This is a genomic window from Dyadobacter beijingensis DSM 21582, from assembly GCF_000382205.1.
GTDB classification, from domain to species: domain Bacteria; phylum Bacteroidota; class Bacteroidia; order Cytophagales; family Spirosomataceae; genus Dyadobacter; species Dyadobacter beijingensis.
Genome location: NZ_KB907789.1, coordinates 1,011,524 through 1,037,449, shown reverse-complemented (window position 1 = coordinate 1,037,449; position 25,926 = coordinate 1,011,524). Strand labels below are relative to the sequence as shown.

24 protein-coding genes are annotated in these 25,926 nt (G+C 53.0%); 11 read left to right on the top strand and 13 right to left on the bottom strand.

The features are described 5' to 3' along the window. The first annotated feature begins 12 nt into the window (after nucleotides 1-12). Genes H144_RS0122955 through H144_RS0122945 form a run of 3 tightly spaced genes read left to right on the top strand, consistent with a single transcriptional unit; the run spans nucleotide 13 to nucleotide 2,982 of the window. On the top strand, nucleotides 13-759 hold the full coding sequence (locus H144_RS0122955) for an ABC transporter ATP-binding protein (RefSeq protein ID WP_019944463.1): 747 nt from the start codon (nucleotides 13-15) through the stop codon (nucleotides 757-759). A 1-nt stretch (nucleotide 760) separates the two neighbouring features. Continuing rightward, nucleotides 761-1,867 carry an ABC transporter permease gene (locus H144_RS0122950; RefSeq protein WP_019944462.1) on the top strand — a complete coding sequence of 369 codons (1,107 nt, stop codon included), beginning with the start codon at nucleotides 761-763 and terminating at the stop codon, nucleotides 1,865-1,867. After that, nucleotides 1,864-2,982: an ABC transporter permease gene (locus H144_RS0122945; RefSeq protein WP_019944461.1), complete on the top strand. Its 1,119-nt coding sequence runs from the start codon at nucleotides 1,864-1,866 to the stop codon at nucleotides 2,980-2,982. Before H144_RS0122950 ends, H144_RS0122945 begins: the two co-directional genes overlap by 4 nt. 100 nt (nucleotides 2,983-3,082) lie before the next feature. Here the strand turns inward: H144_RS0122945 and H144_RS0122940 are convergent, their stop codons facing one another. From H144_RS0122940 to H144_RS0122915, 6 genes are all read right to left on the bottom strand, one after another. Beyond that, entirely contained in the window at nucleotides 3,083-4,096 is a 1,014-nt protein-coding gene (locus H144_RS0122940) for a zinc-binding alcohol dehydrogenase family protein (RefSeq protein WP_019944460.1), read from the bottom strand. A gap of 9 nt (nucleotides 4,097-4,105) precedes the next feature. Further along, a complete protein-coding gene (locus H144_RS0122935; protein ID WP_019944459.1) occupies nucleotides 4,106-4,894 on the bottom strand; it encodes an SDR family oxidoreductase in 789 nt (262 codons plus the stop codon). Nucleotides 4,895-4,933: 39 nt separating this feature from the next. Beyond that, a complete protein-coding gene (gene fucP, locus H144_RS0122930; RefSeq protein ID WP_019944458.1) occupies nucleotides 4,934-6,187 on the bottom strand; it encodes an L-fucose:H+ symporter permease in 1,254 nt (417 codons plus the stop codon). A 131-nt stretch (nucleotides 6,188-6,318) separates the two neighbouring features. Next, entirely contained in the window at nucleotides 6,319-7,068 is a 750-nt protein-coding gene (locus H144_RS0122925; RefSeq protein ID WP_019944457.1) for a LytR/AlgR family response regulator transcription factor, read from the bottom strand. Between the two features lie 181 nt (nucleotides 7,069-7,249). After that, nucleotides 7,250-8,275: a cytochrome d ubiquinol oxidase subunit II gene (locus tag H144_RS0122920; protein ID WP_019944456.1), complete on the bottom strand. Its 1,026-nt coding sequence runs from the start codon at nucleotides 8,273-8,275 to the stop codon at nucleotides 7,250-7,252. A gap of 83 nt (nucleotides 8,276-8,358) precedes the next feature. Next, the gene (locus tag H144_RS0122915) at nucleotides 8,359-9,669 is read right to left on the bottom strand and encodes a cytochrome ubiquinol oxidase subunit I (protein WP_019944455.1); all 1,311 of its coding nucleotides are present in this window, start codon (nucleotides 9,667-9,669) and stop codon (nucleotides 8,359-8,361) included. Nucleotides 9,670-9,841: 172 nt separating this feature from the next. Here H144_RS0122915 and H144_RS32365 point away from each other — a divergent pair, with 172 nt between their 5' ends. After that, nucleotides 9,842-11,092: an alpha/beta hydrolase family protein gene (locus tag H144_RS32365; protein ID WP_169409416.1), complete on the top strand. Its 1,251-nt coding sequence runs from the start codon at nucleotides 9,842-9,844 to the stop codon at nucleotides 11,090-11,092. 124 nt (nucleotides 11,093-11,216) lie between these two features. On the opposite strand, the gene H144_RS0122905 is transcribed toward H144_RS32365, so the two are convergent. The 3 genes from H144_RS0122905 to H144_RS0122895 form a co-directional block, all read right to left on the bottom strand. Continuing rightward, entirely contained in the window at nucleotides 11,217-12,206 is a 990-nt protein-coding gene (locus H144_RS0122905; protein ID WP_033403033.1) for a 3-hydroxyacyl-CoA dehydrogenase family protein, read from the bottom strand. A 127-nt stretch (nucleotides 12,207-12,333) separates the two neighbouring features. Beyond that, on the bottom strand, nucleotides 12,334-12,531 hold the full coding sequence (locus H144_RS0122900) for a CsbD family protein (protein ID WP_026350923.1): 198 nt from the start codon (nucleotides 12,529-12,531) through the stop codon (nucleotides 12,334-12,336). A gap of 178 nt (nucleotides 12,532-12,709) precedes the next feature. Further along, nucleotides 12,710-13,981, bottom strand: coding sequence for a beta-1,2-mannosidase (locus H144_RS0122895; protein WP_019944451.1), 1,272 nt, complete (start codon nucleotides 13,979-13,981; stop codon nucleotides 12,710-12,712). A gap of 204 nt (nucleotides 13,982-14,185) precedes the next feature. On the opposite strand from H144_RS0122895, the gene H144_RS0122890 reads away from it, so the two are divergent. Then, nucleotides 14,186-15,904: a DNA polymerase/3'-5' exonuclease PolX gene (locus H144_RS0122890; RefSeq protein ID WP_019944450.1), complete on the top strand. Its 1,719-nt coding sequence runs from the start codon at nucleotides 14,186-14,188 to the stop codon at nucleotides 15,902-15,904. A gap of 50 nt (nucleotides 15,905-15,954) precedes the next feature. Here H144_RS0122890 and H144_RS0122885 read toward each other — a convergent pair whose 3' ends face one another. After that, nucleotides 15,955-16,887: a hydrogen peroxide-inducible genes activator gene (locus tag H144_RS0122885; RefSeq protein WP_019944449.1), complete on the bottom strand. Its 933-nt coding sequence runs from the start codon at nucleotides 16,885-16,887 to the stop codon at nucleotides 15,955-15,957. 46 nt (nucleotides 16,888-16,933) lie between these two features. Then, a complete protein-coding gene (locus H144_RS32360; RefSeq protein ID WP_019944448.1) occupies nucleotides 16,934-17,773 on the bottom strand; it encodes a KilA-N domain-containing protein in 840 nt (279 codons plus the stop codon). Between the two features lie 180 nt (nucleotides 17,774-17,953). On the opposite strand from H144_RS32360, the gene H144_RS0122875 reads away from it, so the two are divergent. The 4 genes from H144_RS0122875 (at nucleotide 17,954) to H144_RS0122860 (ending at nucleotide 21,701) form a co-directional block, all read left to right on the top strand. Continuing rightward, on the top strand, nucleotides 17,954-18,181 hold the full coding sequence (locus tag H144_RS0122875; RefSeq protein WP_019944447.1) for a hypothetical protein: 228 nt from the start codon (nucleotides 17,954-17,956) through the stop codon (nucleotides 18,179-18,181). A 116-nt stretch (nucleotides 18,182-18,297) separates the two neighbouring features. Next, a complete protein-coding gene (locus tag H144_RS0122870) occupies nucleotides 18,298-18,870 on the top strand; it encodes an RNA polymerase sigma-70 factor (RefSeq protein ID WP_019944446.1) in 573 nt (190 codons plus the stop codon). 6 nt (nucleotides 18,871-18,876) lie between these two features. Further along, nucleotides 18,877-19,866 carry a FecR family protein gene (locus H144_RS0122865; protein WP_019944445.1) on the top strand — a complete coding sequence of 330 codons (990 nt, stop codon included), beginning with the start codon at nucleotides 18,877-18,879 and terminating at the stop codon, nucleotides 19,864-19,866. 14 nt (nucleotides 19,867-19,880) lie between these two features. Then, nucleotides 19,881-21,701 (top strand): STN and carboxypeptidase regulatory-like domain-containing protein, encoded by a 1,821-nt coding sequence (locus tag H144_RS0122860; RefSeq protein ID WP_229207965.1) that lies wholly within the window; start codon nucleotides 19,881-19,883, stop codon nucleotides 21,699-21,701. A gap of 62 nt (nucleotides 21,702-21,763) precedes the next feature. On the opposite strand, the gene H144_RS0122855 is transcribed toward H144_RS0122860, so the two are convergent. Further along, nucleotides 21,764-22,591, bottom strand: a complete 828-nt coding sequence (locus H144_RS0122855) for an exosporium glycoprotein BclB-related protein (RefSeq protein ID WP_019944443.1) — start codon at nucleotides 22,589-22,591, stop codon at nucleotides 21,764-21,766. Nucleotides 22,592-22,605: 14 nt separating this feature from the next. Next, a complete protein-coding gene (locus tag H144_RS0122850) occupies nucleotides 22,606-23,577 on the bottom strand; it encodes a T9SS type A sorting domain-containing protein (RefSeq protein WP_019944442.1) in 972 nt (323 codons plus the stop codon). A 309-nt stretch (nucleotides 23,578-23,886) separates the two neighbouring features. On the opposite strand from H144_RS0122850, the gene H144_RS0122845 reads away from it, so the two are divergent. Together H144_RS0122845 and H144_RS0122840 are read left to right on the top strand one after the other, a co-directional pair. Then, nucleotides 23,887-24,987 carry a hypothetical protein gene (locus H144_RS0122845; protein WP_019944441.1) on the top strand — a complete coding sequence of 367 codons (1,101 nt, stop codon included), beginning with the start codon at nucleotides 23,887-23,889 and terminating at the stop codon, nucleotides 24,985-24,987. Then, nucleotides 24,987-25,856, top strand: a complete 870-nt coding sequence (locus H144_RS0122840) for a lysophospholipid acyltransferase family protein (protein ID WP_019944440.1) — start codon at nucleotides 24,987-24,989, stop codon at nucleotides 25,854-25,856. Before H144_RS0122845 ends, H144_RS0122840 begins: the two co-directional genes overlap by 1 nt. The last annotated feature ends 70 nt before the right edge of the window (nucleotides 25,857-25,926 follow it).

The following is a 25,926-nucleotide window of genomic DNA, read 5'->3' as shown; positions in this document are numbered from 1 at the left end:
AATGTCATAGCCATGATGCAGGACGATAAAGTGATTGTCTGCGAGAAGCTTACGAAGCGCTTCGGAGATTTTATCGCTACCAACGAAATTACATTCAACGTACACAAAGGAGAGATTTTCGGCTTTCTCGGCGCGAACGGCGCGGGTAAAACGACGGCCATGCGGATGCTGTGCGGCCTGTCGTCGCCCAGCTCGGGAAAGGCCACCATTGCAGGATATGATGTGTATACCCAAACCGAGCTGATCAAAAAGAACATCGGTTATATGAGCCAGAAGTTTTCGCTTTACGAAAATCTGACCGTGCGGGAAAACATTGAGTTTTTCGGCGGCATCTATGGCCTTTCCGACGAACGCATTAAATCCAAAACCGACGAACTGCTTCGGGTGCTTGGCTTAAAATCCGAGGCTAACAAGCTGGTGGCCTCGCTGCCGCTGGGCTGGAAGCAGAAGCTTTCGTTCTCCGTGGCCGTGCTCCATGATCCGCAGATTGTGTTTCTCGACGAGCCCACCGGCGGCGTCGACCCGGTGACGCGGCGGCAGTTTTGGGACCTGATTTACGAAGCGGCCGACCGCGGCATTACCGTTTTCGTGACGACGCATTATATGGACGAGGCCGAATACTGCAACCGTATATCCATTATGGTGGATGGGAGAATGGAAGTGCTCGACACGCCGACAAACCTGAAACACAGCTTTCAGGCACGTTCCATGGACGAGGTTTTTTATCAACTCGCGCGCGGCGCCAAAAGAGGGGATTAGTATGAAACAGTTTCTCGCATTTGTCAGGAAGGAATTTTACCATGTCCTCCGTGACCGCCGCACGCTGCTGATCCTCTTCGGGATGCCCATTGCGCAGATTTTGATCTTTGGTTTTGCCTTAACCAACGAAGTGAAGGACTCCGAAATACTGGTGGTGGATTATGCGAAAGACAATGCCTCGTGGGAACTGCTGACGAAGATCGGGTCGAGCCGGTACTTTAATATCCGGCAGGCCGCATTGAGTCACCAGGAAATTCTGAGCACTTTCCGGCAAGGGAAAATCAAGGCGGTGGTGGTGTTCCCGGAGGGTTTCAACGAAGATCTGCTGCACCACAACAAGGCGCAGGTCCAGCTCATTGCAGACGCTACCGATGTGAACACGGCCAATATGATCACCAATTACCTGTCTTCGATCATACTCGATTACCAGAACCAGGTGAATGCAAACCTGCAAATGCCGTACCGCATCACGCCGGAGGTGAGGATGCTCTACAACCCGCAGCTGAAAGGCGCCCACGGGTTCGTGCCGGGCGTGATGGCACTGGTGCTGATGCTCGTTTCGGTGATGATGACGGCCATTTCCATCGTCCGGGAAAAGGAAACGGGTACGATGGAAATCCTGCTCGTATCGCCCTTCAAGCCGGTACTGGTTATTTTTGCCAAGGCATTTCCCTACCTCGCGTTGTCGCTCGTGAATGTGACGGCGATCCTGCTGCTGAGCGTTTTCGTACTGGATTTGCCCGTGAAGGGAAGCGTCCCGCTGCTATTTGCAGAAAGCACGTTGTTTATCATTACCTGCCTGGCGCTGGGGATATTCATTTCCATCAAAACCGAGTCCCAGCAAATCGCTATGCTCATCTCGCTGATGGGCATGCTGCTGCCGACGATGATGTTCAGCGGCTTCCTGTTCCCGATCGAAAACATGCCCGTACCGTTGCAGGTCATTTCGAATATTGTCCCTTCCAAGTGGTTTTACATCATTGTCAAATCCATTATGATCAAAGGATTAGGCATTTCGATGCTGTGGAAAGAGACGCTGATTTTGCTCGGTATGACCCTGTTTTTGCTGCTGATCAGTTTAAAAAGCTTTAAAATCCGTTTGCAATGAGGACATTACGATTTTTGTTACGCAAAGAATTCCGGCAGATTTTCAGGGACAAATCCATCGTGGCGCTGATCTTTTTCATGCCGATGGTGCAGCTGATACTGATGCCGCTCGCGGCGGATTACGAGGTGAGGAATATCAATCTGTCGGTCGTGGATCATGACAAATCACCCTACTCTCAAAAGCTGATCTCGAAGATCGTTGCATCGGGCTATTTCCGGCTGACAAGCTATAATGGGTCGTTCAAAGAAGCATTCGGGCTGATCGAATCCGACGAGGCCGACCTGATCCTCGAAATTCCGCACGATTTTGAGCGAAACCTTATCCGGGAAGACCATGAGAAGCTTTTCGTGGCCGTGAATGCGATCAATGGCACGAAGGCCAGCCTTGGCGGTTCCTATCTGGGCAGTATCATCGGTGATTTCAATGCGGATATACGCATGCAGCTCGTCACGCCGCCGCGTTTCAGCCAGTTTCCCGTGATCGACGTCGTCGCATCCAACTGGTTCAATCCGGTACTGAATTACAAGGTATTCATTGTGCCGGGCATCCTCGCGATCCTCGTGACGATGGTAGGCGGGTTTCTTACTGCGTTAAATATCGTGCGGGAGAAGGAGATTGGTACCATCGAGCAGATCAACGTGACCCCCATTAAGAAGCACATTTTTATCCTGGGAAAACTGATCCCCTTCTGGGTGCTGGCCAATGTCGTTTTTACGATCGGGCTGTTGGTGGCCAGGTTTGTATACGGGATCGTGCCGGAGGGTAGCTTGCTGACGCTCTATGCATTCATTTCCGTGTACCTGCTCGCCGTGCTGGGCTTCGGATTGCTCGTTTCGACGTTTTGCGACACCCAGCAGCAGGCCATGTTCATCATGTTCTTCTTCATGATGCTGTTCATACTGCTGGGCGGGCTGTTTACATCGATCGACAGCATGCCCGACTGGGCGAAAATGATCACCCGCGTCAACCCGGTGCGGTACATGATCGAAGTCATGCGGATGGTCATTCTCAAAGGCAGCAGTTTCGCCGACGTCCTCCCGCATTTAGGTATTGTAGCCGCAATGGCCGCGGTGCTGAATGGATGGGCGATATTGAATTACAAAAAAACGAATTGAGTTGCCGACCGCCGACCGCCGGCCGCTGACTGCCGACCGCTGATATTAACAGCCGAAGGCGCAACATCGTGGCTAAAAAACGGCGGTCGGTCGTCGGCGGTCACCCCACCTCCACCATCGCCTTAATAACCCCATTAGCCGGGTCGAGCCAGGTTTCGAATTCATCCTTCACTTGCCCGAATGCTACGCGGTGGGTGATATATGTTTTCGGGTCTACGAGCCCGTTTTTCATACTGTGGATCACATGCTCGAAATCGGCGCGGGTGGCGTTGCGGCTGCTCATTAATGTAGCCTCCCGCTTGTGGAACTCGGGATGGCTGAATGCTATTTCGCCTTTTTGAAGGCCTACGAGCACATATTTGCCGCCATGCGCGAGGTAAGCAAATGCAGTATTGATAGCCCGGAGGTTACCCGTGGCGTCGATTACAACCGTAGGCATGTCGCCGTTCGTAATCTCGGCGAGGCGTTCCGTCACGTTTTCGGTGAGCGCATTCACGGTATGGCCTACGCCGATGCGGTCGCGGCAGAATGCGAGGCGCTGGTCGTTGATATCCAGCGCGATTACCTTTCCCCCTGCAATGCGTGCAAATTCCATCGTTCCCAGGCCAATGGGCCCCGCGCCGACGACCAACACAAATTCATCTTTACGGACGTCCGCGCGGCGTACGCCATGCGCCCCTATCGCGAGCGGCTCCACGAGGGCAAGCTCGTCGTAGCTCAGGCCGTCGCCGTGTACGAGCGAGTAGGAAGGAACGGAAAGATATTCCACCATGCCGCCGTCGATGTGCACACCCGATACTTTCAGGGTGGTACAGCAGTTGGGTTTCCCATTGCGGCAGGCCACGCATTTGCCGCAGTTGAAATAGGGCACAAACGTCACGGCCTCACCCGGTACAAATCCCGGCGCGTCCGTCTCGACGATCTCTCCGGCCAGTTCGTGGCCCAGTATCCGGGGATAGTTGAAGAAAGGCTGCGTTCCTTCGAACGCGTGCAGATCGGTACCGCAAATGCCTATCCTCCTGATTTTTAATATGCTATGGCCCGGCTTGGAAACCGGCGCCTCCGCTTGCTCGTAGGAGAACGAGCCGGGCGTGTTGCAAACGAGTATTTCCATGGATCGATGTCAGGAGTTGGCGAGCGCGCGGTCGAGGTGGACATAGCCGCCGTCGACGTAAATGAGCTGCCCGGTTGTGTGGCTGGATCTTTCTGAAAGCAGGAAAACGGTCATATTCGCGATTTCCTCGGCGGTGGTCATGCGGTTTTCCAATGGGATATTCGCGGTGATCGACGCCAGTTTTTCTTTCGGGTTCGGCAATGTTTCGATCCATTTTTCGTACAGCGGCGTCCAGCATTCGGCAACGATCACCGAGTTGACGCGAATACCGTATTTGAGCAATTCCACGGCCCATTCACGCGTGAGCGCATTACGGCCGCCATTGGAGGCCGCATAAGCCGACGTGCCGCCCTGCCCGGTATCCGCCGTTTTGGAACTGATATTGACGATGGCGCCTTTGGAAGCTTTCAACGCAGGCAATGCATAATGCGCCATCAGGTAATAGTGCACGACATTTTTATGCAATGAAGCGATGAAACCGTCGTAGGTGCCGTTTTCGAGGCCGACACCGTCGTTCACGCCGGCATTGTTGACGAGCCCGTCGATGCGGCCGTATTTTTCCAGCACTGCATTGACCGCTTTTTCGGAAGCTTCCGGCCGGGTGAGTTCTGCCGCTACCTGAAATGCTTCTTTTCCTTGCGCAGCCAGCGCATCGACGACCTTCTGGTTATCTCCCGCATTTCTGCCCACGATCACGGGAATCGCGCCTTCGGATGCCAGAACCTGCACGATCCCTTCGCCAATGCCTTTGGCCCCGCCAGTCACGATAATGATTTTATTCTGAAGTTTTAAATCCATTTTATTTGAATAAATACTGATCAATAAACTGCTTATGCCTTAATGCGAAGTGCCCAGCGTCACGTGCTTGACGGCGCTGTTGCGGATCGCGAAATATAACACTACGAGGAAACACACCGCCGGGACTATGTAAGCCGTTTGAATGGACGAAATATCCGACACCTGCCCCATAATCACCGGGAAAAAAGCGCCGCCGACAATCGACATGATCACGAGCGACGAACCGATTTTGGTTTTTTCTCCCAATCCGCGGATGCTCAATGCGAAAATTGTCGGGAACATGATCGACATGAAGAATTCGACGCCCATGAGGGCATACACGGGGAACATGCCGCTCGTGATTACCGCCACGATCAGCAGCACTACGTTGATAATGCTGTACAATGCAAGTAAACGCGGAGGTGCCACAAAGCGCATTAAATAGGTACCTATAAACCGCCCGACCATAAATGCGGCCAGCGCGCCGGCCAGGAGATAGGCTGCCGTTTTTTCATCGATGCCCGCTACTTTGTCGGAAAACCGGATAAAGAAGCTGCTGATGCAAACTTGTGCGCCGACATAGAAAAACTGGGCCGTTGTGCCCAGGATGAGATTTTTCTCGCCCCAAATCGAGCCGCCGCTTTTCGCTTCCGGCGACTCTTCCTCTTTGATTTCCGGTAGTGACGTGCGCCAGATCAGAACGGCTACCAGCAATACGACCAATCCAATGAGAATGAATGGAACCTGGACAGACGAGGCCTCGGTATCGAGGTAAGCGTTCAGCTGATCGGGCGTCATGGCGTTATGCTCAGCCTCCGAAAGCGTTTTACCCGAAAGAATGAATCTGCCTCCCATCGCAGGCGCCAGGAATGCGGCTAACCCATTGAACGACTGTGCGAAATTGAGCCGCTGTGTGGCCGAATCCGCGTCGCCGAGCACGGTAATGTACGGGTTGGCGGCGGTTTCGAGCATGGTAAGCCCGCTGGCGATCACGAACAATGCAAAGAGGAAAAATCCGAAATGCCGCATTTCCGCCGCTGGGTAAAATAGAAATGAGCCAGTGGCAAAAAGAAGCAATCCAAAGGCGATGCCGGCTTTATACCCATACTTTTTCATAAACAGCCCGGCGGGTAATGCGATGAGGAAGTAGGCGATGTAGGAAGCGGAGTCGATGAGGGCCGATTGGAAGTCGCTGAGCTGACAGGCCTTCTTCAAATGCGGGATCAGGATCGGGTTGAGGTTGAGGGCGAAACCCCAGAGGAAAAACAGTGACGTGATGAGGATGACAGCCAGCCGCGTCTTACGATCGGTCATAAAGGTTAGTATTATTAGATGCAGGAACGGCTGTAAAGTAAAACAAAACAATGCAAAGGAATTATATTTTTTTACGGGGAAATGTCGCTTCTCCCCATAAATATTCCCATACATTGTTTTGCCGGGGCCGGTCAGTTGATCTTAAGCTGGCGCTGCACCTCGTCCTTTTTCCTGCGCGAAACCTCGATGCGCGTTCCGTCGGAAAGGATAATAAATTCGTTGTTGTTGCTGATGCGGACAATGTGGTCGAGATTGACCAGGTGGGACTTATGTGTGCGGACGAACCGGAACTTGACCAGCATATCCTCGAAATGTTTCAGTGTTTTGCTGGCGATGAACGGTCGCTTGCCGATCAGGTGGATGATCGTGTAATTGCGGTCGGCTTCGAGGCGTATAATTTCACTGATCATGAAGAAGAAAACGCCGTCGCTGGACGGTACCGCGAGGCGAAAGTCCTGTACATCGTGCTTTTCGACGTTCAGGGCGAGGTTGTCGAACAGCATTTTGCGGTAGCGCGAGCTTTCGTGCTTGTCTAAATGCCGCTTGACGGCCGTTTTCAGGTCTTCCGGACTGATCGGTTTCAGCAGGAAGTCGAGGGCGCTGAATTTGATGGCCTGGATGGCGTACTGGTTGTAGGCGGTGGTGAAAATGACGTCGAAATCGGAATTATGGGGCAATTGCAGGAAATCGAAGCCATTCTGATTAGGCATTTCCACATCGAGAAATACGAGATCGGGCCGGTAAAATTCCAGGATGCCCCGTGCTTCCTCTACGGTGCCCGCCGTTCGGACCTCAACGATTTCGGGGATGAAACTCGTGATGTACTGGTGCAAAACATTGCGCGCGCGCGGCTCGTCGTCGATGATCAGTGCTTTTATCATGGTGGGTCAAGTGTTGTTTAAATCACTTTTGAAATAGCGGTGTTACCTCCGCGATTTTTCCACAAAGTATGATAACGGGCACAACTGAGCCCATTCCAATGTCCGTATGGCATCACACGGTTATTGAATGGAATCAGGGTCTGACGTGAGCGGCTAAAACAGCCGGGTCAGCGCGCGGGAATCAATGCGCTTCGCTGCCGTAACCGATCGGCTTCTTCTGAAAGCTGTAAATGAGGTAGAACAGGGCAGGAAGGATGAGGATACTGCCGAGCAAAAGTGCCCAGGCAAGTGCCCCGATCGTTTTTTCCTGGCCGGCGTGCTCGGTAAGGGACAGGTAGCCGCCGCCTTTCAGGATGATGATGTTCGGGAAATGCTTGTAAGTGGTAGTAAGTAAAATCATCGTCACCTGAAATCCCGCCAGCGGGCGCAAAAGGCCTGTTTTGCCCTGATAAAGCAAAGTCCACATCCATATCAGCGACGCCGTGGCCGACAAAATGGCGATACGGCCTACCCAGTTACCGAAAACCCAGTCGAAAAGCGGGATATGCTCGAACCACGCCGCGGCAAACACCAACGCGCCGCAGACCACCGCCGCGATGTTGAAAAACTGCGCCTTGTGGGCGAACCGCAGCCGCTCTTGCTCGTTTTGGGTTTCGCCGATCAGGTAAACCGATGCCAGGAACCCGCAGATCGAAACGGTAAACAGGCCAACGGTAATGGAAAACCAATGCAGCCAGCTGAAAATGTAAGCGTCGACGAACGTCGCGGCCGAGGGGTCGATATGCCCGGAAACGGCGCTGCCCGCGATGATGCCGAGGAACAGCGGAGTAGTGAAGCTCGAAACCGCGAAAATGCTGTTGTAAAGATGCTGCATATCATCGACGACGGCGTCATAATGCCGGAACGTGAAAGCCGTGCCCCGCGCGATGATGCCGATAAGCATGACCGTGAGCGGAATATGCATATTCACGGACATCGTAGCGTAAATGACGGGAAACCCGACAAACAGGATTACGATTGCGATGATGAGCCACATATGATTCGCTTCCCAGATAGGCCCGATGGCCGAATACAGCGTTTTGCGGGTAACCTGCTTATTCTTCTGCGAAGTAAAAAGCTCGATGATCCCCGCCCCAAAATCCGCCCCGCCCAGGAGCAGATATAGCAGGATAGACGCCCAGAGGTATGTGATGACGATGTATAGCATAGCTAATATTGAATGATGGAATGATGGAATGACCGAATGATTTTTCATAATATTCAATCATTCAGTCATTCGACCATTCATGACTAATTATGATCATAAAGCCTTCCAACCATCTTGATCTGCCGGTAAAGCATAAACACGACGAAGACTGCCAGCGAGGCGTAAATGGCGGTGAAAAGATAGAATGAATAGGCAATGCCAGGCATAGGGGTGACGGCGTCGGCGGTGCGCATGATGTTGTAAATGATCCACGGCTGGCGGCCTACTTCGGTCACGGTCCAGCCGGCTTCTACGGCGATGAATCCCAGCGGCGTGGCGAGGGCGAAGAGTTTCAGCAGCCACGGCTCCTGCAACCATTTGCGTTTTTTCCATAATGCCGTGAAATAAAGTACGGCAATAAGCATCATCGCCATGCCCATTCCCACCATAATCTGAAATGCATAGTGCGTAATGGCGACGGGCGGATGGTTTTCCTCCGGAATGCGGTCGAGGCCGGTCACCTCGGCGGTAAAATCGCCGTGTGCGAGGAAACTCAGAAAACCGGGCAATTTAATGGCGTAATCGACTTGCTTTTTTTCTTCATTGGGAATACCTCCAACAATCAGGGACGCCGATTTTTCGGTATGGAAATGTGCTTCCATGGCCGCCAGTTTGGCAGGTTGCCGAATGGCTACGTCTTTGGCGGAAATGTCGCCGCTCAATGGCTGTACCAGCGCCGCCACGCAGCCGAACACGGCCGCGATCGTGAATGACTTGGTATGGAAAAGTACATGGCTCCCGCGCAGGATCATGAGCGCGTGGACGCCCGCCACCGCGAAGCCCGTGGCTGCAAATGCCGCGATCGTCATGTGCAATGCCTGCGAAAACCAGGCTTCGTTGAACATCGCCGCGATCGGGTCGATGTTCAGGTATTGGCCGTTCAGGTATTCAAAACCCGCAGGGCTGTTCATCCACGCGTTGGCAGCCACTACCAGTATGCCCGACGCGAGCCCGCTCACGCCCACGACCACGCCCGTGAACCAATGGAACCACGGATTGAACCGGTCCCAGCCGTACAGGAAAAAACCGAGGGCGATCGCTTCAATAAAAAATGCCGTTCCTTCAAGCGAAAACGGCATTCCGAAAATAGGTCCGGCATGTTTCATAAATTCCGGCCACAGCAGTCCGAGCTCAAACGAAAGTACCGTCCCCGACACGGCGCCGGTCGCGAAAAAGATCGCAACGCCCTTGCTCCAAGCTTTGGTAACGTTTTTGTAAACGGCCTGTCCGGTTTTGAGATAATAAAAGTGGGCGACGGCCATAAAAAAGGGCATGACCATGCCGATGCAGGAAAATATGATATGAAAACCCAGGGAGAGGGCCATTTGGGATCTGGCGGCTATGAAGTCGTTCATGGGAATAGATTTACTGAAAAAATATCGTTTTCCGGGTTAGGAACAGCCTGCCAAAGGGTAGTCCAAAACTAGTCAAGACTTTTTAGAAGAACCACCATTTGCATTAAAATGATCGGGTTTTTGGCTATTTTTTGCTGAAAAATATTTGTGTGTCAAAACATCAATGAACAGGGTGAAAAAAATCATTGCCATACTGCTATTGCTGGCGTCGGCCGCCCATGCGCAGTTCAGCCGGCCGTGGCTGATCGATACAAAAAACATCCGTACCGACAGCCTTTTGTGGGACCTGAAAGAGCTCAGCAGCGCGCCGCAATTCCGCTGGGTAGATCAGGCGGGCCCCGTTCGTTCATTGTTGTACCAAAGCGTCGACTATGAAGGCAAGCCTACCGAGGTGTTCGCTTACTACTCCAACCCGGATATCATCGCAGGCAAGCCGGGAGGTAAGCAGAAATTCCCCGGCCTCGTGCTCATCCACGGCGGCGGCGGCAAGGCATTCCGCGAATGGGTGGAGAAATGGGCCAGGGAGGGTTATGCGGCCATTGCGATGGATTTGTCAGGCAATGGTCCCGATGGACAAAAAGTAGCACATCCCGGCCCGGAGCAGTCCAACGATAACAAATTTCAGAAAATCGAACAAGGGAACCTGCGCGACGTATGGAGCTACCATGCCGTAGCGAGCTCCATCCTGGCGCATTCCCTGCTGCTCAGCTTTCCCGAAATCGACCCCATCAGGACGGGGGTGACGGGCATCAGCTGGGGCGGGTATCTTACCTGTATCGTCGCCAGCCTTGATAACCGCTTCATCGCCGCCGCGCCGGTGTACGGCTGCGCGTACTACATCGAATCCGACGTTTTCAAGGAGCCGCTCAATGCGCTGAGTTTTAATGGCAGAAAGTTGTGGATCAGGCATTTCGATCCTGCCTCATACTTGCGTTATGCCAAGCCGTTTATGTATTTTATCAATGGCAATAAGGACAAGCACTATAATGTAGGGCCTTACAAAAAGACCTGCGACCTCGCCGATAATAAGCAGGTCTGCATTATCCCGGACATGCCGCATAGCCACAAGGACGGCTGGGCGCCCGTTGAGATCCGCACCTTTTTTGACGGCGCATTGAATGGTAATCCGAGGCCATTCCTCTCATTTTCGGCTGTCACGGTCAGGGATAATCAGGTCGTAGCGGTGCTCAAACCCGTCGCCGGAAAGCAACTGGCCTCCGCCGAATTCTATTACACCAACGACACGACGTCCGACAACGAGCATCGTGTATGGCAGCACCATCCCGCCACTTACCATCCCGACATCCAGTCCATTACCTACCCCGTCCCGAAAGAAGGTTTCAAGTACGCATTCATCTATTTGAAGGATAGCGACGGTGTGTCGGGGACAACGATGTTTTTGCAGGACGGTAAAGTGAATTAGGATGGAATGTGAATATTGAAAATCTTGAACTTGAAGACCGGGCATTGCTGCAAACCACGGAAGAACTTGATACAGGTGATACAATGTCCTGTGAAGCGTTCCGCGAAGCGATGGGCTGGGACAATCATGACTCCTGATTTTTCTTTTCTGCCAGCCGCCGTTTTACAATATCCCCCGGGTATTTCAGTGCCAGCTCGCGAATGTCGTAGGTGAATTCCTTGAATGTTTCCTCCCAAACTTCCGCTTCGCCCGGCTCGTATTCGTAGAAACCGTGAGAGTTGAGTACGCCCTTGCCGCCTTCCCGCACGACCTTGTCGATCAGCTCGGGAATTTCGGTGCTGTTGTTGAGGGTAGGAAGCAGGTTTTTCATCACGGTGTGGTATGCCGGCACGCCGGTGAGGTCCATCCAGCGGAATACGCCCACGAACGTCATGAAATAGCCTGCATTGTTGCGGCACGAGCGGTCCACGTCCTCGATCGTGGCATAACCGTTCTCTACCAGGCTGATGGCCTCGCGGTACATCGCATACATGAGGCGGTTGGTGATGAAGCCCGCAATGTCTTTCCGGACGAGAATAGGCTCCTTGCCCCACAAATGCGATAATTCGTACAAATATTCGCCCTTTTGAATGTCCGTATCGTCGCCGCAGATGATTTCCAGGAACCGGGTCGTGTGCGCAGGTTCGGTCCAGTGCAGGCCGAGGAAGCGTTCGGGGTGCTGTGTGAGCTTTTGCAGCTGGCTGATCGGAATCGCCGAGGTGTTGCTGGTCAGCAAGGCGTCGGCCGAAATTTCCTGCTCGATCTTGCGGTACACGGCATTTTTAATATCGACGTTTTCGATCGTGCATTCATTCACCAGCTTGCAGGGGTGCAGTACCGAATAATCTTCGCTGATGATCAGCCGGCGCAGGTAATATTCGGGCTCGTTGTCGATGATACCGTTTTGCCAGGCATTCTGTAAATGCTCTCGGATGCGGCGTTCGGCATGGTCGAGGTCGGCCGGGACGGGCGCAATCGCCGCTACCGGGTGACCGGCAATGAGCAGGCAGGTCACAATACTGCAACCCATTAAACCAAGGCCGACAATGCCGACAGGTATTTCATTAGGATTCATTGCTGAATGCGGATTTAGGATTATTGTTTCGGGAATATAGGTTAAAAGCGCTTCCCGGTGGCTGATTACTACAAAAAAAGCCCCGGCACCAATGGCTCCGGGGCTTTATATCGACCTGTTTTCAGATCTAGTTTGACCAGCTATTTACCTCCTGTTCTACTTCCTCTCTGGTTTTACCGATCTTCTTCTGAATCTTTCCAAGAAGTTCATCTTCTTTTCCTTCTTCATAAAGCAGGTCGTCGTCGGTCAAGTCAGCGTATTGTTGCTTGAACTTTCCTTTGATTTCGTTCCAGTTGCCTTTTACTTGTTGTGTGAATGAGCTCATGATTGTGTGGTTTTGAGTTTGTAATAGCGCCGTTGCCGACGCTTGTTGAATAACTTGTTTCAAGAACCATTCCATTGCCATACGCCCCTTTTTAGGCGATTCAGGCCATGTTAATGAGCAAAAATTTACACGAAACGTCCAAATTCTTGCGACGTATCATTCCGGTTCGGCCGCGAAATCAGCCACGGTCGATCAGCTTGTTCAAACGCACGATACCCTGCACCATCGAGCGCACCGAATGGTAATTGACCTTCCACGAATGGCTCATGTGCTTCCAGATCGGCTCGCCCTGGCGGGTCAGCAACGGCAGCCACTCGCCCACGGAATGGTGGATCATTTTATCAAAAACAAAGCGGTGCGTGGCATCGTAAGCTTTGAGGTACTTCTCATCGCCATACACCCGGTAAGCATCCAGCATCCCGATGATCACCTCCGCCTGCTGCCAGAATTCCTTCTCGCGGTCGTACACCTCACCTGCGTGCGATCCTTCCACATACACACCTCCGAACTCCCAGTCGATGCCGTACGCCACGGCGTGGTCGTAGGAAGCTTTCAGCTGGTCGTGGTACTCATCGTAGGGAATGCCCGCGATGTCGAGCGCATGCATAAGCAGCCATGCAAACTCCACATTATGGCCATAGCTGGTATTGTCCTCGGCGGCGCTTTTGACGCCGTCGGCCGTGAAGCGGTCCCATCCCCAGATAATGTCGAATTTGATCTGCGGTGCCACCGTCCAGTCTTCCCAAAATTGCGGAATGCCCGTTTTGTACTGCGGGTGCATGATCTTATTAATCAGCAAGCGGATAATCTCAATGAGCTTGCGGCGATGCACCTGCTTGCCCGATGCTTCATATAGTGTCGTGAATGCTTCCATGAGGTGCATATGCGCATCGAGCGTCTTGCGGTCGCCGCCGGCAGCGCCCGGGCCTTTAAGGTCCCAGTTTCGGTGGAACATTTCGAAGTAACCGCCGTAGTAGGTGTCCGCGCCGTGTTTTTGTAGTAAATCAAAAACCTTTTCCGCGTATTCGAGACCGCGCGGGTCGCCCGTGGCGAGTGTGTATTCCGCAAGGCTGTAAATGGCGAAACTGTGGCCATAGACGATCTTTTCATCGATTTTGACGTTGCCTTTACGGTCCATCAGCCAGTAGAAACCGCCGTGCTCGTTATCCCACATTTTGTTGATCAGAAAATCCACCCCGTGGCGCGCAATGTCGGCATACCGGCCCTCGCCATAACCCGCCCGGTGCGCGGAAGAGAAGGTGTATACGGTGCGGGTCTGCGCGATCAGCGACTTTTCGTCCTCGCCGGAATCGTTGCCTGCATTGTCGAAATGGGTGATAAAACCGCCGTTTTCCTTGTCCACAGCGCGATTTTCCCAGAAAGGGAGTAGTTCGGTCGTCAAATGCTGGCGGATTTCGTCGCGGTAACTTTTCAATTGATCTACATTCATTGGAATAAGAAAAGGTAAGAGTTTCGAAATGGTTAATGGATATACTGGCTTGCCACCGGCGTCGGCTATCGGCCCGGTGAATTATCACTATAAATATTTTTTTCTGGAATATTTACTCTATCAGGGCAACCGCGGGGTATCGCCCGCTTGCAAATGCTGATCCATACGTCGTAATTCGCAATGAATTCATCAATCCCGATCCCCATGAGTAATTCCGAAATCGTAGAAGTTCTCGAACTGACCGCCAAACTGCTCGAACTGCACAATGCCGACCCTTTCAAGATCAAAGGGTATTCGGTAGCGGCTTTTTACCTGGACAAATACAAAGAAGGCGAACTGCAATACATGACCGAGCAGGAGCTGACGAAATTGCAGGGGGTTGGGAAAAGTACGGCCACCAAAATCGCGCAGATTGCCAAAACCGGCACGTTCCCCGAATTGGAAGAGCTCATCGCCAACACACCGCTGGGTGTGATGGAAATGTTTAATATTAAAGGTATAGGTCCCAAAAAGATAGCCGTGCTGTGGCAGGAGCTGGGGATCGACAACCTGCACGAACTCGAACTGGCGTGCCTGAATGGTACGGTTGCCAAAGTCAAAGGTTTCGGGGGCAATACCCAGCAAAAAATCCTCGATTCGCTGGCATTCCTGAAAGACCAGGCAGGGAAGCTCCGCATGGACAAGGCCGATGCCGTGGCGCAAGTAATTGTGAATGAATTGAAAAAGACATTCGATCAGGTAGAAGTGGCAGGGGAGGTGAGGAGAAAATCGGAGGTCGTGGAAACGATCCGCGTGCTGGTAGGCACCGATTCGCCGGCCCTTCTGCAGGCGACCATCGGTGCGATCGACGTGCTGGTGCAGGATGAAAAGTCTTCGTCGCCATTTGTGTGGCGGGGTAATGTGCAGGACGTGGCGGTCGCGATAGAGATCGTGGCCGTGAAACCGGAAAGGCTCGTGAACGAACTGTTCCTCGAAACTGCCGGCGCCGACCACCTGGGCCTGGCAGGGACATCGGGCAGCACGATCTGGCGGCATGCATACTACGATACCGCCGACACCGAGCAGGCTATTTACGAAAAAGCGGGCCTGCCGTACATCGTTCCCGAAATGCGCGAAGGCGCCGGCGAACTCGTCTGGGCCGAAACCCGCACGCCAGACCAACTGGTGACCTGGGACGATCTCAAAGGAATTCTGCACAACCACAGCACTTACTCCGACGGCCAGCATACCCTCGAACAAATGGCACTGTACTGCCGGGAACTCGGTTTCGAGTACCTCGGCATCGCCGACCACTCGCAAACGGCTACGTACGCGCAGGGACTGAAAGTGGAAGAAGTAATTCGCCAGCACGAGGAAATAGCGCGGCTGAACGCCCGTTTTGCGGCAGAAAATCCCGCAAAACCATTCAAAATACTGAAAGGAATCGAGTCGGACATCCTCGGCGACGGCTCGTTGGATTACCCGGCGGACGTGCTCGCCTCGTTCGATTACATTGTGGCATCCGTGCACAGCAACCTCACGATGACACTCGAAAAAGCCACGGCACGCCTGCTGAAAGCCATCGAAAATCCCTATACAACGATATTGGGCCACCCGACGGGCCGCCTGCTTCTGTCCCGCGAAGGTTACCCGATCGACCACCAGGTGATCATCGATGCCTGCGCCGCCAACGGCGTCGTGATCGAAATCAATGCCTCTCCCTGGCGCCTGGACCTCGACTGGCGCTGGATTGCCTACTGCATGGAAAAAGGCGTGATGCTCAGCATCAACCCCGACGCCCATGCGATGGAAGGCTATCTCGATATGCACTACGGCGTAGCCAATGCCAGAAAGGGCGGTTTGACAAAGGATATGACCTTCAACGCGCTGACTTTGGAACAGATGGAAGGCTATTTGAAGGGGCGTGCGGGGCGTATTTCTTAACTATTCTTAAAGTGTAATTATAATAACCTTCCTTTCTTCTAACATAAATTTCATAACACCCTAACTTCCAGTTCCTTATCCAATATCCCCTCCGGCAGATGGGCGGTAATGCCCTCCCGCAGGGCGTCGATGAGGCGGGCTTTCATTTGTTCGCGGTTCACGACGAGGCATACCTCGCGGGCGGGTTCCGGGAAACGAAAGTGGCGGATGTGCTTCTGACGTTCTTCCGACAGTTCCATCACGGCCATTTCGGGAAGGATGGTGATGCCGCCGTTGCGTTCCACCATGCGGATCAGCGTTTCGATGCTGCCCGAGCGGTAGCTGAAACTGCTGCCGAACTGGCTGCTCCGGCTCAGTTCGCAGAGGCGCTGGATTTGCGTGCGGAAGCAATGCCCTTCTTCGAGCAGCCAGAGCTCGTTGGGCTCGATGTCGGTAGGCAGGATGTACTGTTTGGCATACAAATCCGTTTTTTCTGATACGTAGGCGTAAAAGCGTTCCTTATAAAGCGGGATTTCCTGCAAGCTGTTTTCTTCCGAAACCGACGCGATGATGCCCACATCGAGATTACCCATTTTGAGTCCGCTGATGATGCGGTCGGTGATCATTTCGGAGACGTGGAGCTTGATATCCGGGTAATTGGAAATGAATGGATTCACGAAATGCGGCAGAAGATAGGGTGCGATGGTCGGGATGACGCCCACGTGCAGTTCACCCGACAGGTCGCCGTTGAAATGCTTGGCAATTTCATTAATACGCGACGTTTCCCGCAAAATGGTCCTGGCCTGATCGATAATCTCCCGCCCGACGCTCGTGGGCACGATCGGCTGCTTCGTGCGGTCGAAAATTTTAATAGAAAGCTCTTCTTCGAGCTTTCTGATCATCATCGAAAGGGTAGGCTGGGTAACATTGCAATGCTCGGCCGCCTGCACAAAATGCCTGTGATTGTCGACGGCGACGATATATTCCAGTTGCTGGATGTTCATAAGAGAAAGAGTTCAATAAATTCCATTTATACAAAGATAATACCTATCATTTTGATTGATCTATCGAGAATGCAGCTTTTTGCAGCGCATGGCTTGCGACAAGGGACTTCATTTGAATGATCGCGATGCGGTTCAGTTCCATCATGCGCTCTGTCGCTGGCCGCCTCTGGCCGATGAGCATGGCATTGATACTTTCCAGGTTCGAAAGTACCACGAGCTGTTCCAACGTAGCAGAATCGCGAAGGTTACCGCTGTTTGGATTCATATCCGACCATTCGCGGGCCGTGATGCCAAATAATGCGAGGTTCAGAATATCTGCCTCTTCTGCGTAAATTTTGCCGACGGCTATTGGATCAAGCTCTTTGGGAATCAGGTTTTCCTTGATCGCGTCCGTTTGAATGGAGTAATTGATTTTTGCCAGGCTGCGCCTCAGGTCCCAGTCGAGTTGGAGACGGTCGTTTTCTCCTTCTTTTAAACGCTGGAATTCTTTGATCAGGTAGAGTTTAAAGGAAGGCGAAATCCAGGAGGCGAACTCGAAGGCGATATCTTTGTGCGCGAATGTTCCGCCGTTGTACCGGCCGGATTTTGAAATTATTCCGATCGCATTGGTTTTTTCGATCCATTGCTTTGCGTTGAGAACGAAGCTGTTACCTCCCGCTTCATTTTTAACATATTCGAATTCGAGTATGTTAAAATCAGGGTTGTGAAGCTGTTCCCAGAGACCGTTAAATTCAATTGTAAACCGGGTCCGCATCCAGTTGGCGATCACCAGGCCGGGGGCGCTGTTTTTCTGCCGGGCAATATCCGTTAATGAAATATAATCCCCGTTGCCCTGGCTCAGCATACCGATTTCCCGATCATTCACCATCAATTTTTGATTTTTCATAACAAGACATGTTTATAGTGTACGCCCCTTGTTACGATGGTATCTCAGATCGGTCACAATTTTTATTAGCATTAAATCCTGATTAAACTTCCTCTTTCGAAGATTCTAACCCTTGTATTTCAGCCAGGAATTGTAATTTAGCCTCACATTAAACTATCACTCACATAAATTTTGTCAACTATGAAAAACCTGAAAGCATGGATGCTGCTGGCGATGATGGCCGTGGCGGCGCCGATGTTTGCTCAGACCACACCGGCCGAAAAACAGAAAACAGAAGCCAAACTGAAAAAGGACGGAACACCAGACAAACGCTACAAAGAGAACAAACACCTCAAAAAAGACGGTACGCCCGATAAGCGTTACAAAACCAACAAAGCCGATACTACCAAGGCGGCCAAGAAGAAATAGTCAAGCAATACCCCGATAATTTTTCGGGAAAATTTAGGGTAAGCGCCCGACCGGTTGTCAATGCATTGTACAACCCGAGTCGGGCGCTTATTTTTTTACATTAACCAGTCAGTGCAATGAATGCAGCCTTAGCGGATGACCACGTAACGGTTTTGAGCAGGGACAGGGAATCGGAGTTCGAGAAAGTTTTCAAAAAACATTTCAAAGGATTGCACGCTTACGCCTGCACGATCTTGAAGGACGATGTCATGGCCGAAGAGATGGTCCAGAACGTGTTTTGCCGGTTGTGGGAAAAAACCGATCATATCGATATCCGCGAATCGGTCAGCGGATATTTGTACCGGTCGGTGTACCACGAGAGCCTCAATTACCTCAAACACCTGAAAGTACGCGAAGCGCATCAAAACTACGTGCTCCACCAGGAACAGCAGAGCGACCACGCCTCGCACGCCCTCGAACTGTCGGAGCTCGAAACACGCCTGGACATTGCATTGCGCGAGCTCCCCGAGAAATGCCGGACGATTTTCCAGATGAGCCGGTTTGAAGAATTGAAATACCAGGAAATCGCCGATCGCCTTCAGCTGCCCGTCAAAACGGTGGAAAACCAGATGGGCAAGGCATTACGGCTGCTGCGCGTCAAACTCGCCGACTTCCTCCCGGCATCCATTTTACTATTTTTCCTCAGCTGATCAGTCATGAAAACAGAACACAACCCCCATATAGATGAACTGCTGGTGAAGTCGATGCTCGACGAGGCCAGCTTTGCCGAGCAGATCGAGATCAAGCAATGGCTGCTCGACGACGACGATAACCAGCAGTATTTTGAGCATTTCGAGCTCATATGGGCCGAAAGCAAGCGGTTTGCGCGGGTAAGCACCGTGGACGAAAATGCAGCCTGGGAGCGGTTCAAAGCCCGCACGAGGACCTCAGAACCCGAGCACGACATAATCCCGCTGCATGTCAGGCCGGTTTTCAGGATTCTACGAATGGTGGCGATGGTACTGCTCACGGCCGGCGTAGGCTGGCTGAGCTATCTCGTCTCCACACGGAATGCCGCCCCGGAAATGCTCACGGTAAGCTCGGGTGCGCAGCCGCTGACCGACACGCTGCCGGACGGCTCCATTGTAACGCTCAACAGAAAGTCGAGCATTACCTATCCGCACGACTTCAAGGGGAATACCCGGCCGGTGAAGCTCACGGGCGAGGCATTTTTCGATGTGCAACCTGATAAAAGCAAGCCGTTCCTGATCTCGGTGAAAGACGTGACGGTGAAAGTGGTAGGCACTTCATTTAATGTGAAAGACAATGCAAAGAAAACGGAAGTGATCGTCGAAACGGGCGTGGTGGAAGTATCGAGTGCTGGCGAGAAGGTGCGGATTACGCCGCGGGAAGAAGCGACGGTCATCAAGGAAAGCGCACAGATCGAAAAGCGCACAACAGCCGACGAATTCCACAACTATTACCGCACGCGGCGCCTGTTCTGCGACGGCACGCCGCTATGGCGACTGGTCGAAATCCTGAACGAAGCCTACGACGCCGACATCGTGATCGGCAACGCAAGACTGTGGGAGGAGCCGATTAACACGACGTTTGACCAAAATTCCCTCGATAGCATCCTGGGCGTCATCAGCGAAACCCTTTCACTCAAAGTTGAACACCATCACGGGCAGATCATTTTGAAATAGCCTTATCTTTCGGGATGAATCAGAATTCTATATTCCGTAGTATTTTAAGGCTTGCTGTGATCTGGATAATGGTCCCGTGCGGGTGTTTCGCACAGCAGATCCTGAACAAACCGGTTGACATCTCTGTAAAGGGACAGCCGGTTTCTGCCGTTCTGCGGTCTATGAGCGAGCAGGGGAAGTTTTATTTTTCCTACAACAGCAACCTCATTTCCGGCGACAGCCTGGTGACATTGAATGCCAGCCGCCAGCCGGTAAAGCAAGTCCTTGAAATACTTTTTCATAACCGGTTTCAATACAAGGAAAAGGGCGATTACCTGATCATCCTGCCTGCTGCCAAAGAAAAACCCTTCCACGTGAACGGACGCATTCTGGATTTCGAGACCGGCCAGCCCGTGGATTATGCCAGCGTGTATTCGCGGCAGCTGCTTGTGTCCACACTCTCGGAAGACGACGGCGGTTTCAGGCTGCGGATCAAAGACCGCGCATTTCCCGTGTACCTCACCATCAGCAAGGTAGGTTATGGCGACACGACGATGGTGATTACCCAGGCCGACGAAACCGAGCGTACCCTGCGCATTCAGCAAAAAGCGGTGGACCTCGACCCGCTCATTGTCCGGTATGCCGAGGGAGAATCTACCTGGCTCGGGCGACTGTTCCTTTCGGCGCGGCTGCGTGCGCAGAGCCGGAACATAGGGCGTTTTTTCGTGGCATTGCCCTATCAGGCCTCGCTCACACCCGGGTTGGGGACGCACGGGCGCATGAGCGGGCAGGTGGTGAACAAGTTTTCACTGAACCTCGCAGGCGGCTACACAGCCGGGGTGAATGGCGTCGAAATCGCGGGCGGTTTTAATATTTCCAAAGAAAATGTACGCTATGTGCAGCTGGCGGGGGCATTCAACGTGGTGTCGGGGCACGTGAATGGGGTGCAGATTGCCGGGTTCAGTAACAATGTGCTCGATTCGCTGCACGGGGTACAGGTTTCCGGGTTTAGCGGCATGGTGCGGAAGCGCGTGGACGGCGTGCAGGTGAGCGGGTTCCTGAGCCGGACGGGCGGCGGCATAGACGGTGCGCAGATCTCGGGTGCCATTAGCCTTATCCGTAACGGCGGAAGCGGGGCGCAGATCTCCGGCGGGTATAATCAGGTTAGGGGCGTGTTCCAGGGCGTGCAGATCGCCGGGGCGGCCAACAACGCCCGCGATTCGATCCGTGCAACGCAGATTGCCGGCGGTATCAACATTGCCCGGAACATCAAAGGGGTGCAGCTTGCCCCGTTCAATTATGCCAGACGAATGCGCGGCGTGCAGGTAGGTATCGTCAATATCGCCGACAGCTCGTCCGGTGCGAGTATCGGGCTTTTTAATATTGTCAGAAAAAGTACATCCAATATTTCGGTATATGCGACCGACGTCGCGCCGCTGAATGTGGCCTGGAAAATGGGCACCCACAAATTTTACAGCCTGCTCATGGCCGGAACGGGTTTCAACGCCGATAAAAAAGTGCAGACATTCGGCGCCGGGATCGGGCGGGAATTTTATCCGTTCCGTAAAACAGGCTTTTTTGTAGAGGTCGTCAGCCAGAACATTTACCAGGGCGATTGGGAAAAAATGCCCTCCGTTTACCGCTTGCAAATCGCCGCTACATACAAGCCGGGCAAGCATTTCCTCCTTTTTGCAGGACCATCCTACACGATTTACGACGGCGATGGCGCAGAAGTCAAAAAGGGCTACAAGTCATTTCCGCCCTCCGGTTACCCGAACATCCGCCTCGGAAGCTCGAACGTTACCTCCTGGATCGGCTGGCAGGCGGGTATTAGCTGGCGGTACGGGAAATTATAGGGGATTAATCAAAAGAGCTTCCATTGTCCGGAAGCTCTTTTGATTAATTCTGAATGCAGGCCTTAGTTGATCCCGACACCTGCACTGAAATAGCCGGAAACGGTCGTTGCGATGGGGATACCGGTTCCTGAGGCTGAAAGCACCAGCAGCAGTCTTGTTCCTGCCGTAACAGGTATGTTCAGTCCCGATGTAATGCCTGTCGATGTGGTTCCGATGGCCAGAATACCGGTAAATCCGGGCGCCAGCGAGACAATTGCACCAGGTACCGGGGCAAATGAGTTGCTTCCCGGAGGAGCTGAGTACAATTGGCCTTGCAGCGTAACGGTGGCGCCGATCAGTGCCAATGCCACCGTGTTGCTGAAAAATCCCGAAATGGACGTAATGTTACCTGCGCGAGGCACCGAAAATGCCATGTTGGTGAGCCCAGTGGCATCAATAAGCCCGCCTACAAGCGATATGCCCGCTGCGGATGAGCCGAAGCCGATCACGGAAGTAGTACCTGCCAATCCGCCGAGCAGGGTCGTCACGACGGCCGGTGTACCGGAAGCGTAAGGTATAATGGACGGGTTGGCCACAGCCGGCGGTGTTTTCAGCGGAACCCATTCCGAGCCCGTGTAATACCAGAAGCCGGCGTTACCATTGGTTTGGTACACGAGCAAGCCGGTAGCAGGCGCCGAGATACCCGCGCGTTCGGTGTCGAGCATACGCGGGATGAGCAAACCTTTCGAGGTGGATTGTACTTCCAGCTGGGCACTACCGTCGGGGCTGATGGTCCCTACGCCCACCTGCGCTTTGGCGGTCAATGTGAACAAGGCAAGCGCTGCTGCCAGGATAGTCCCTTTCAAGGTTTTCCGGGACGAAATAGCATTGAAAATATATGTTCTTTTCATGGGAATGCGAATGTTTATTGTTTGATGATTTTGATAACCTGCGTTTTACCGGCAGCTGTTTCAACTTTCACGAGGTAGGTACCGGCCGGGTAGCTTTTCAGGCTTACCTCCTGGCCAGCCACAGGCTTTGATACCTGTAAAATTGAACGCCCTGCCAGGTCGGTTACTTTGACACTCGCCAGCGCCTCCTTGGAGCCGATCAGCAGCTTGTCCACAACGGGGTTAGGATAGGCACTGATGAGCCCGCCGGACGCCAGGCGGATCGACTGGATGGCGCTGTAAGCAAAAGTACCGTCGGTATCCACCATTTTGAGCCGGTAGTACTGGGTACCAAACCGCTCTGCCGCATCCCGGAAGGTGTAATCCTTTCTGGAGTTGCTTTCTTTCGCGGCATTCACCGTACCTAATGCAGTCCAGCTGCGCGCATCTTCGCTTTGCAGGATTTCAAAATGGTCGCTGTTGCGTTCCTCGGTCGTTTGCCAGGTCAGTACGGTCGCGTTTTCGACGCGCTTAACCTGGAATGCGACGAGCGTCACAGGCAAAGCGTTCTCCTGCGCGGCAGTCAGCGAAGTGAAATTGGTGAGCGGCAAGGTATTCGAAATGTAATGCTGGCCCGTATTCACCGTGCTACCGGTGGTCGACACGAAGCTGGCATTACCGTGGTTGAGCTGCAAAGTGCTTTCGGTGTTGCCGTTCAGCTCGGAAGCCCGGTAGAAGAAACCCGCCACACCCTGAAAATCCACCGGCGTGGTGAGGTTGTAAACCCGCGCGATGCTGGGCGGCGAACCAGGAATGGCCGTCGGCGAAATGGTCAGCGTCTGCGACGTCAGCGTGAAGTCGGCGCTCGGTTTCAGGGTTAGGCTGTCGATAAAGACTTGCGTGTCCTGCGCAATAAAGAACCCTTCGGTCCCTGCCGTAAACTGCGCATGTGCTGCCAGCGTTGGAAGTAATGCCAACTGGCAAAAAAGCAGATAGCGTTTCATCATAGTGATTTGATTAAGTGAACTGGGGAATGTGATAATGAAATAAATGTATATAAATATTTAAAGAATAAAGAAGTTGATATAAAATTATTTCTACTTATTAAATCACACCTGTGAATCTAGTTTGTAGATATATATCGAAACAATAGCCTTTTGAACAACTATGTCCGAGATATTTCAAAAAATTTTTTAGGGTAAGGCCACATCAGGTTGTCGGTTTAATGCATACGGATTACAACCGGTACACTTGAAGGCCTGCAAGCAAAAACGGGAGCGTATGCATTATCGCAATCCTATTTAAATGCATTACCCATGAAAAATTTGCTTTCTGATACATCGAGACTATTCATCATCAGCATACTACTGATCGCATTCTCCACCCGCGTTTTCGCGCAGCGCGACAGCACGGCGATCGTCCATTTCGGGTTTATCTACCCCATCAGTTCCAATGGAAAACAGGCTGCGTCCATCACGAACCGCTTTTCACTACACGTCATCGCAGGTCTTTCCAAAGCCGAAACCGGTGCGTCCATTGCCGGGGTGGCCAACGTGGTGAAGCAAAATGTAAGCGGCGTGCAAATGGCGGGAGTGGCCAACGTCATCGGCGGTTCGGCAAGCGGGGCGCAGCTGGCGGGAGTCGCGAATGTTACCCGCGGAGGTGCTGCGGGGGCCCAGCTGGCGGGTTTTGCCAACATTGCCGGGGCCGAAGCGCGGGGTGCGCAGGTAGCCGGCTTCCTCAACCTGGCCGATGCGTCGGGTGCCGCCCAGGTGGCGGGGTTTGCCAATATTGCCCGCAAAAATGCCAAAGGTGCGCAGGTGGCAGGTTTTCTCAACCGGGCCGAAGAAGCCAACGCCCAGATTGCCGGTTTCGCCAACGTTGCCAAAAAGGTGAAAGGGATCCAGCTGGCTGGCTTCATCAACATCGCCGACAGCAGCGATTACCCAATCGCGCTGTTCAACTTTATCAAAAACGGCGAGAAATCCGTAGCGGTGACGATCGACGAGACGATGACGGGCATTGTGTCGTTCCGCTCGGGTGGACGTGTACTCTACGGGATCGCCGGGGTAGGGTATAATCTCAAAGACAATCCCGAACCAATGTACGCGGCCGAGGGTGGCCTGGGCGCGCATATAGCGCTCGCGAGAAGTTTCCGGCTGAACCTCGAAGCCGTCAGCCACACGCTCACCGATTTCGACGGGGGCAGCTATTTCAAAAATTCGCTCCGCGTGCTTCCTGCATTGAAATTCGCCGATCGCTTCGAAGCATTTGCCGGGCCTACGCTCAACTACGTGTCGTACGGGCGCGAGCACGACTACGATTTCGTGAAGCATTACATTTGGAAGAACAACACTTCCAAAGACTTCCAGGGCTTGTTTGTAGGGTTTAATGCCGGCGTACAATTCTTGTTCTGATGCAGGCGCTCCGGTTCAGGCTGGCCCTCTGGGGCTGGCGTTCTTTGTCCGACCTGATTTTCTGGGTCCTGGTTGGACTGTGGCCCTACCGGCGGAACATGGTGCTCGTCAACATGGCCCGCTGCTTCCCGACCCGCTCGGAGAAGGAATTGCGGCAAATGGTAACGGGCTATTTCCGCCACCTGGCAGACCTTATCGTAGAGCCTTTCCTGATCCGCAAAATGCCTCACGGCGGCCTTGGCAGCCTGGTGTACTATGAGAACACACAGCTGATAGACAGGCTTTTACAGGATAAGAAAAGTGTCATGCTGATGGCTTCACATTATGGAAGCTGGGAATACCTGCTATCGCTGCCGCTGCAAACGGATTGCCAGGTACTGGCCGCCTACACCCCGGTATCGAGCAAATGGCTCAATGCGTGGCTGCTGAGACTGCGGAGCCGTTTCGGAGTGGTGATGGTACCGAAATCGGAATGGTACCGGAAGGCATTGGGGTGGGAGGAAGGCTCGCCGGCCATTTTCGTGACCATCGCCGACCAGCGGCCGCCGGAGTCGGGGAAGTATTATCTGAATTTCATGAACCGGAAGACGTTCATCCAGTCGGGCGCGGCGCGGATTGCAGTCCAGCGCAACTGTGCCGTCGTATACCTGGATGTGACCCGGACGCGGCGCAATACGTACCATTTCCGGTTCCGGCTCATTACCGAGCAACCCGGCGAACTGGGGGAGGCGGGCATTATGGAGCATTATTACAAAGCGCTGGAAACCACTATCGAGCGGCAGCCGGAGCTCTGGCTGTGGTCGCATAACCGGTGGAAGTTCCATTCCCGGCAGGGCCAGAAGCCGGTGAATGCGTTGAAATTGTTGTAATATTCAGCAAAGGGTAGGTCTTTTCCCCAGGTGTGGATTTTTGAATAAGTTTTGTAAAAAGCTGTAAATG

Excerpts from the sequence above, each read along its gene's own strand:
- H144_RS0122870 (WP_019944446.1), top strand. The coding sequence starts at position 18,298 with ATGAATGCAGCCTTAGCGGATGACCACGTAACGGTTTTGAGCAGGGAC.
- H144_RS0122845 (WP_019944441.1), top strand. The coding sequence starts at position 23,887 with ATGAAAAATTTGCTTTCTGATACATCGAGACTATTCATCATCAGCATA.
- H144_RS0122955 (WP_019944463.1), top strand. The coding sequence starts at position 13 with ATGATGCAGGACGATAAAGTGATTGTCTGCGAGAAGCTTACGAAGCGC.
- H144_RS0122935 (WP_019944459.1), bottom strand. The coding sequence starts at position 4,894 with ATGGATTTAAAACTTCAGAATAAAATCATTATCGTGACTGGCGGGGCC.
- H144_RS0122890 (WP_019944450.1), top strand. The coding sequence starts at position 14,186 with ATGAGTAATTCCGAAATCGTAGAAGTTCTCGAACTGACCGCCAAACTG.
- H144_RS0122905 (WP_033403033.1), bottom strand. The coding sequence starts at position 12,206 with ATGAATCCTAATGAAATACCTGTCGGCATTGTCGGCCTTGGTTTAATG.
- H144_RS0122875 (WP_019944447.1), top strand. The coding sequence starts at position 17,954 with ATGAAAAACCTGAAAGCATGGATGCTGCTGGCGATGATGGCCGTGGCG.
- H144_RS0122855 (WP_019944443.1), bottom strand. The coding sequence starts at position 22,591 with ATGAAAAGAACATATATTTTCAATGCTATTTCGTCCCGGAAAACCTTG.
- H144_RS0122945 (WP_019944461.1), top strand. The coding sequence starts at position 1,864 with ATGAGGACATTACGATTTTTGTTACGCAAAGAATTCCGGCAGATTTTC.
- H144_RS0122850 (WP_019944442.1), bottom strand. The coding sequence starts at position 23,577 with ATGATGAAACGCTATCTGCTTTTTTGCCAGTTGGCATTACTTCCAACG.
- H144_RS0122895 (WP_019944451.1), bottom strand. The coding sequence starts at position 13,981 with ATGAATGTAGATCAATTGAAAAGTTACCGCGACGAAATCCGCCAGCAT.
- H144_RS0122915 (WP_019944455.1), bottom strand. The coding sequence starts at position 9,669 with ATGAACGACTTCATAGCCGCCAGATCCCAAATGGCCCTCTCCCTGGGT.
- fucP (WP_019944458.1), bottom strand. The coding sequence starts at position 6,187 with ATGACCGATCGTAAGACGCGGCTGGCTGTCATCCTCATCACGTCACTG.
- H144_RS0122860 (WP_229207965.1), top strand. The coding sequence starts at position 19,881 with ATGAATCAGAATTCTATATTCCGTAGTATTTTAAGGCTTGCTGTGATC.
- H144_RS0122920 (WP_019944456.1), bottom strand. The coding sequence starts at position 8,275 with ATGCTATACATCGTCATCACATACCTCTGGGCGTCTATCCTGCTATAT.
- H144_RS0122925 (WP_019944457.1), bottom strand. The coding sequence starts at position 7,068 with ATGATAAAAGCACTGATCATCGACGACGAGCCGCGCGCGCGCAATGTT.
- H144_RS0122900 (WP_026350923.1), bottom strand. The coding sequence starts at position 12,531 with ATGAGCTCATTCACACAACAAGTAAAAGGCAACTGGAACGAAATCAAA.
- H144_RS0122950 (WP_019944462.1), top strand. The coding sequence starts at position 761 with ATGAAACAGTTTCTCGCATTTGTCAGGAAGGAATTTTACCATGTCCTC.
- H144_RS0122885 (WP_019944449.1), bottom strand. The coding sequence starts at position 16,887 with ATGAACATCCAGCAACTGGAATATATCGTCGCCGTCGACAATCACAGG.
- H144_RS32360 (WP_019944448.1), bottom strand. The coding sequence starts at position 17,773 with ATGAAAAATCAAAAATTGATGGTGAATGATCGGGAAATCGGTATGCTG.
- H144_RS0122940 (WP_019944460.1), bottom strand. The coding sequence starts at position 4,096 with ATGGAAATACTCGTTTGCAACACGCCCGGCTCGTTCTCCTACGAGCAA.
- H144_RS0122865 (WP_019944445.1), top strand. The coding sequence starts at position 18,877 with ATGAAAACAGAACACAACCCCCATATAGATGAACTGCTGGTGAAGTCG.
- H144_RS0122840 (WP_019944440.1), top strand. The coding sequence starts at position 24,987 with ATGCAGGCGCTCCGGTTCAGGCTGGCCCTCTGGGGCTGGCGTTCTTTG.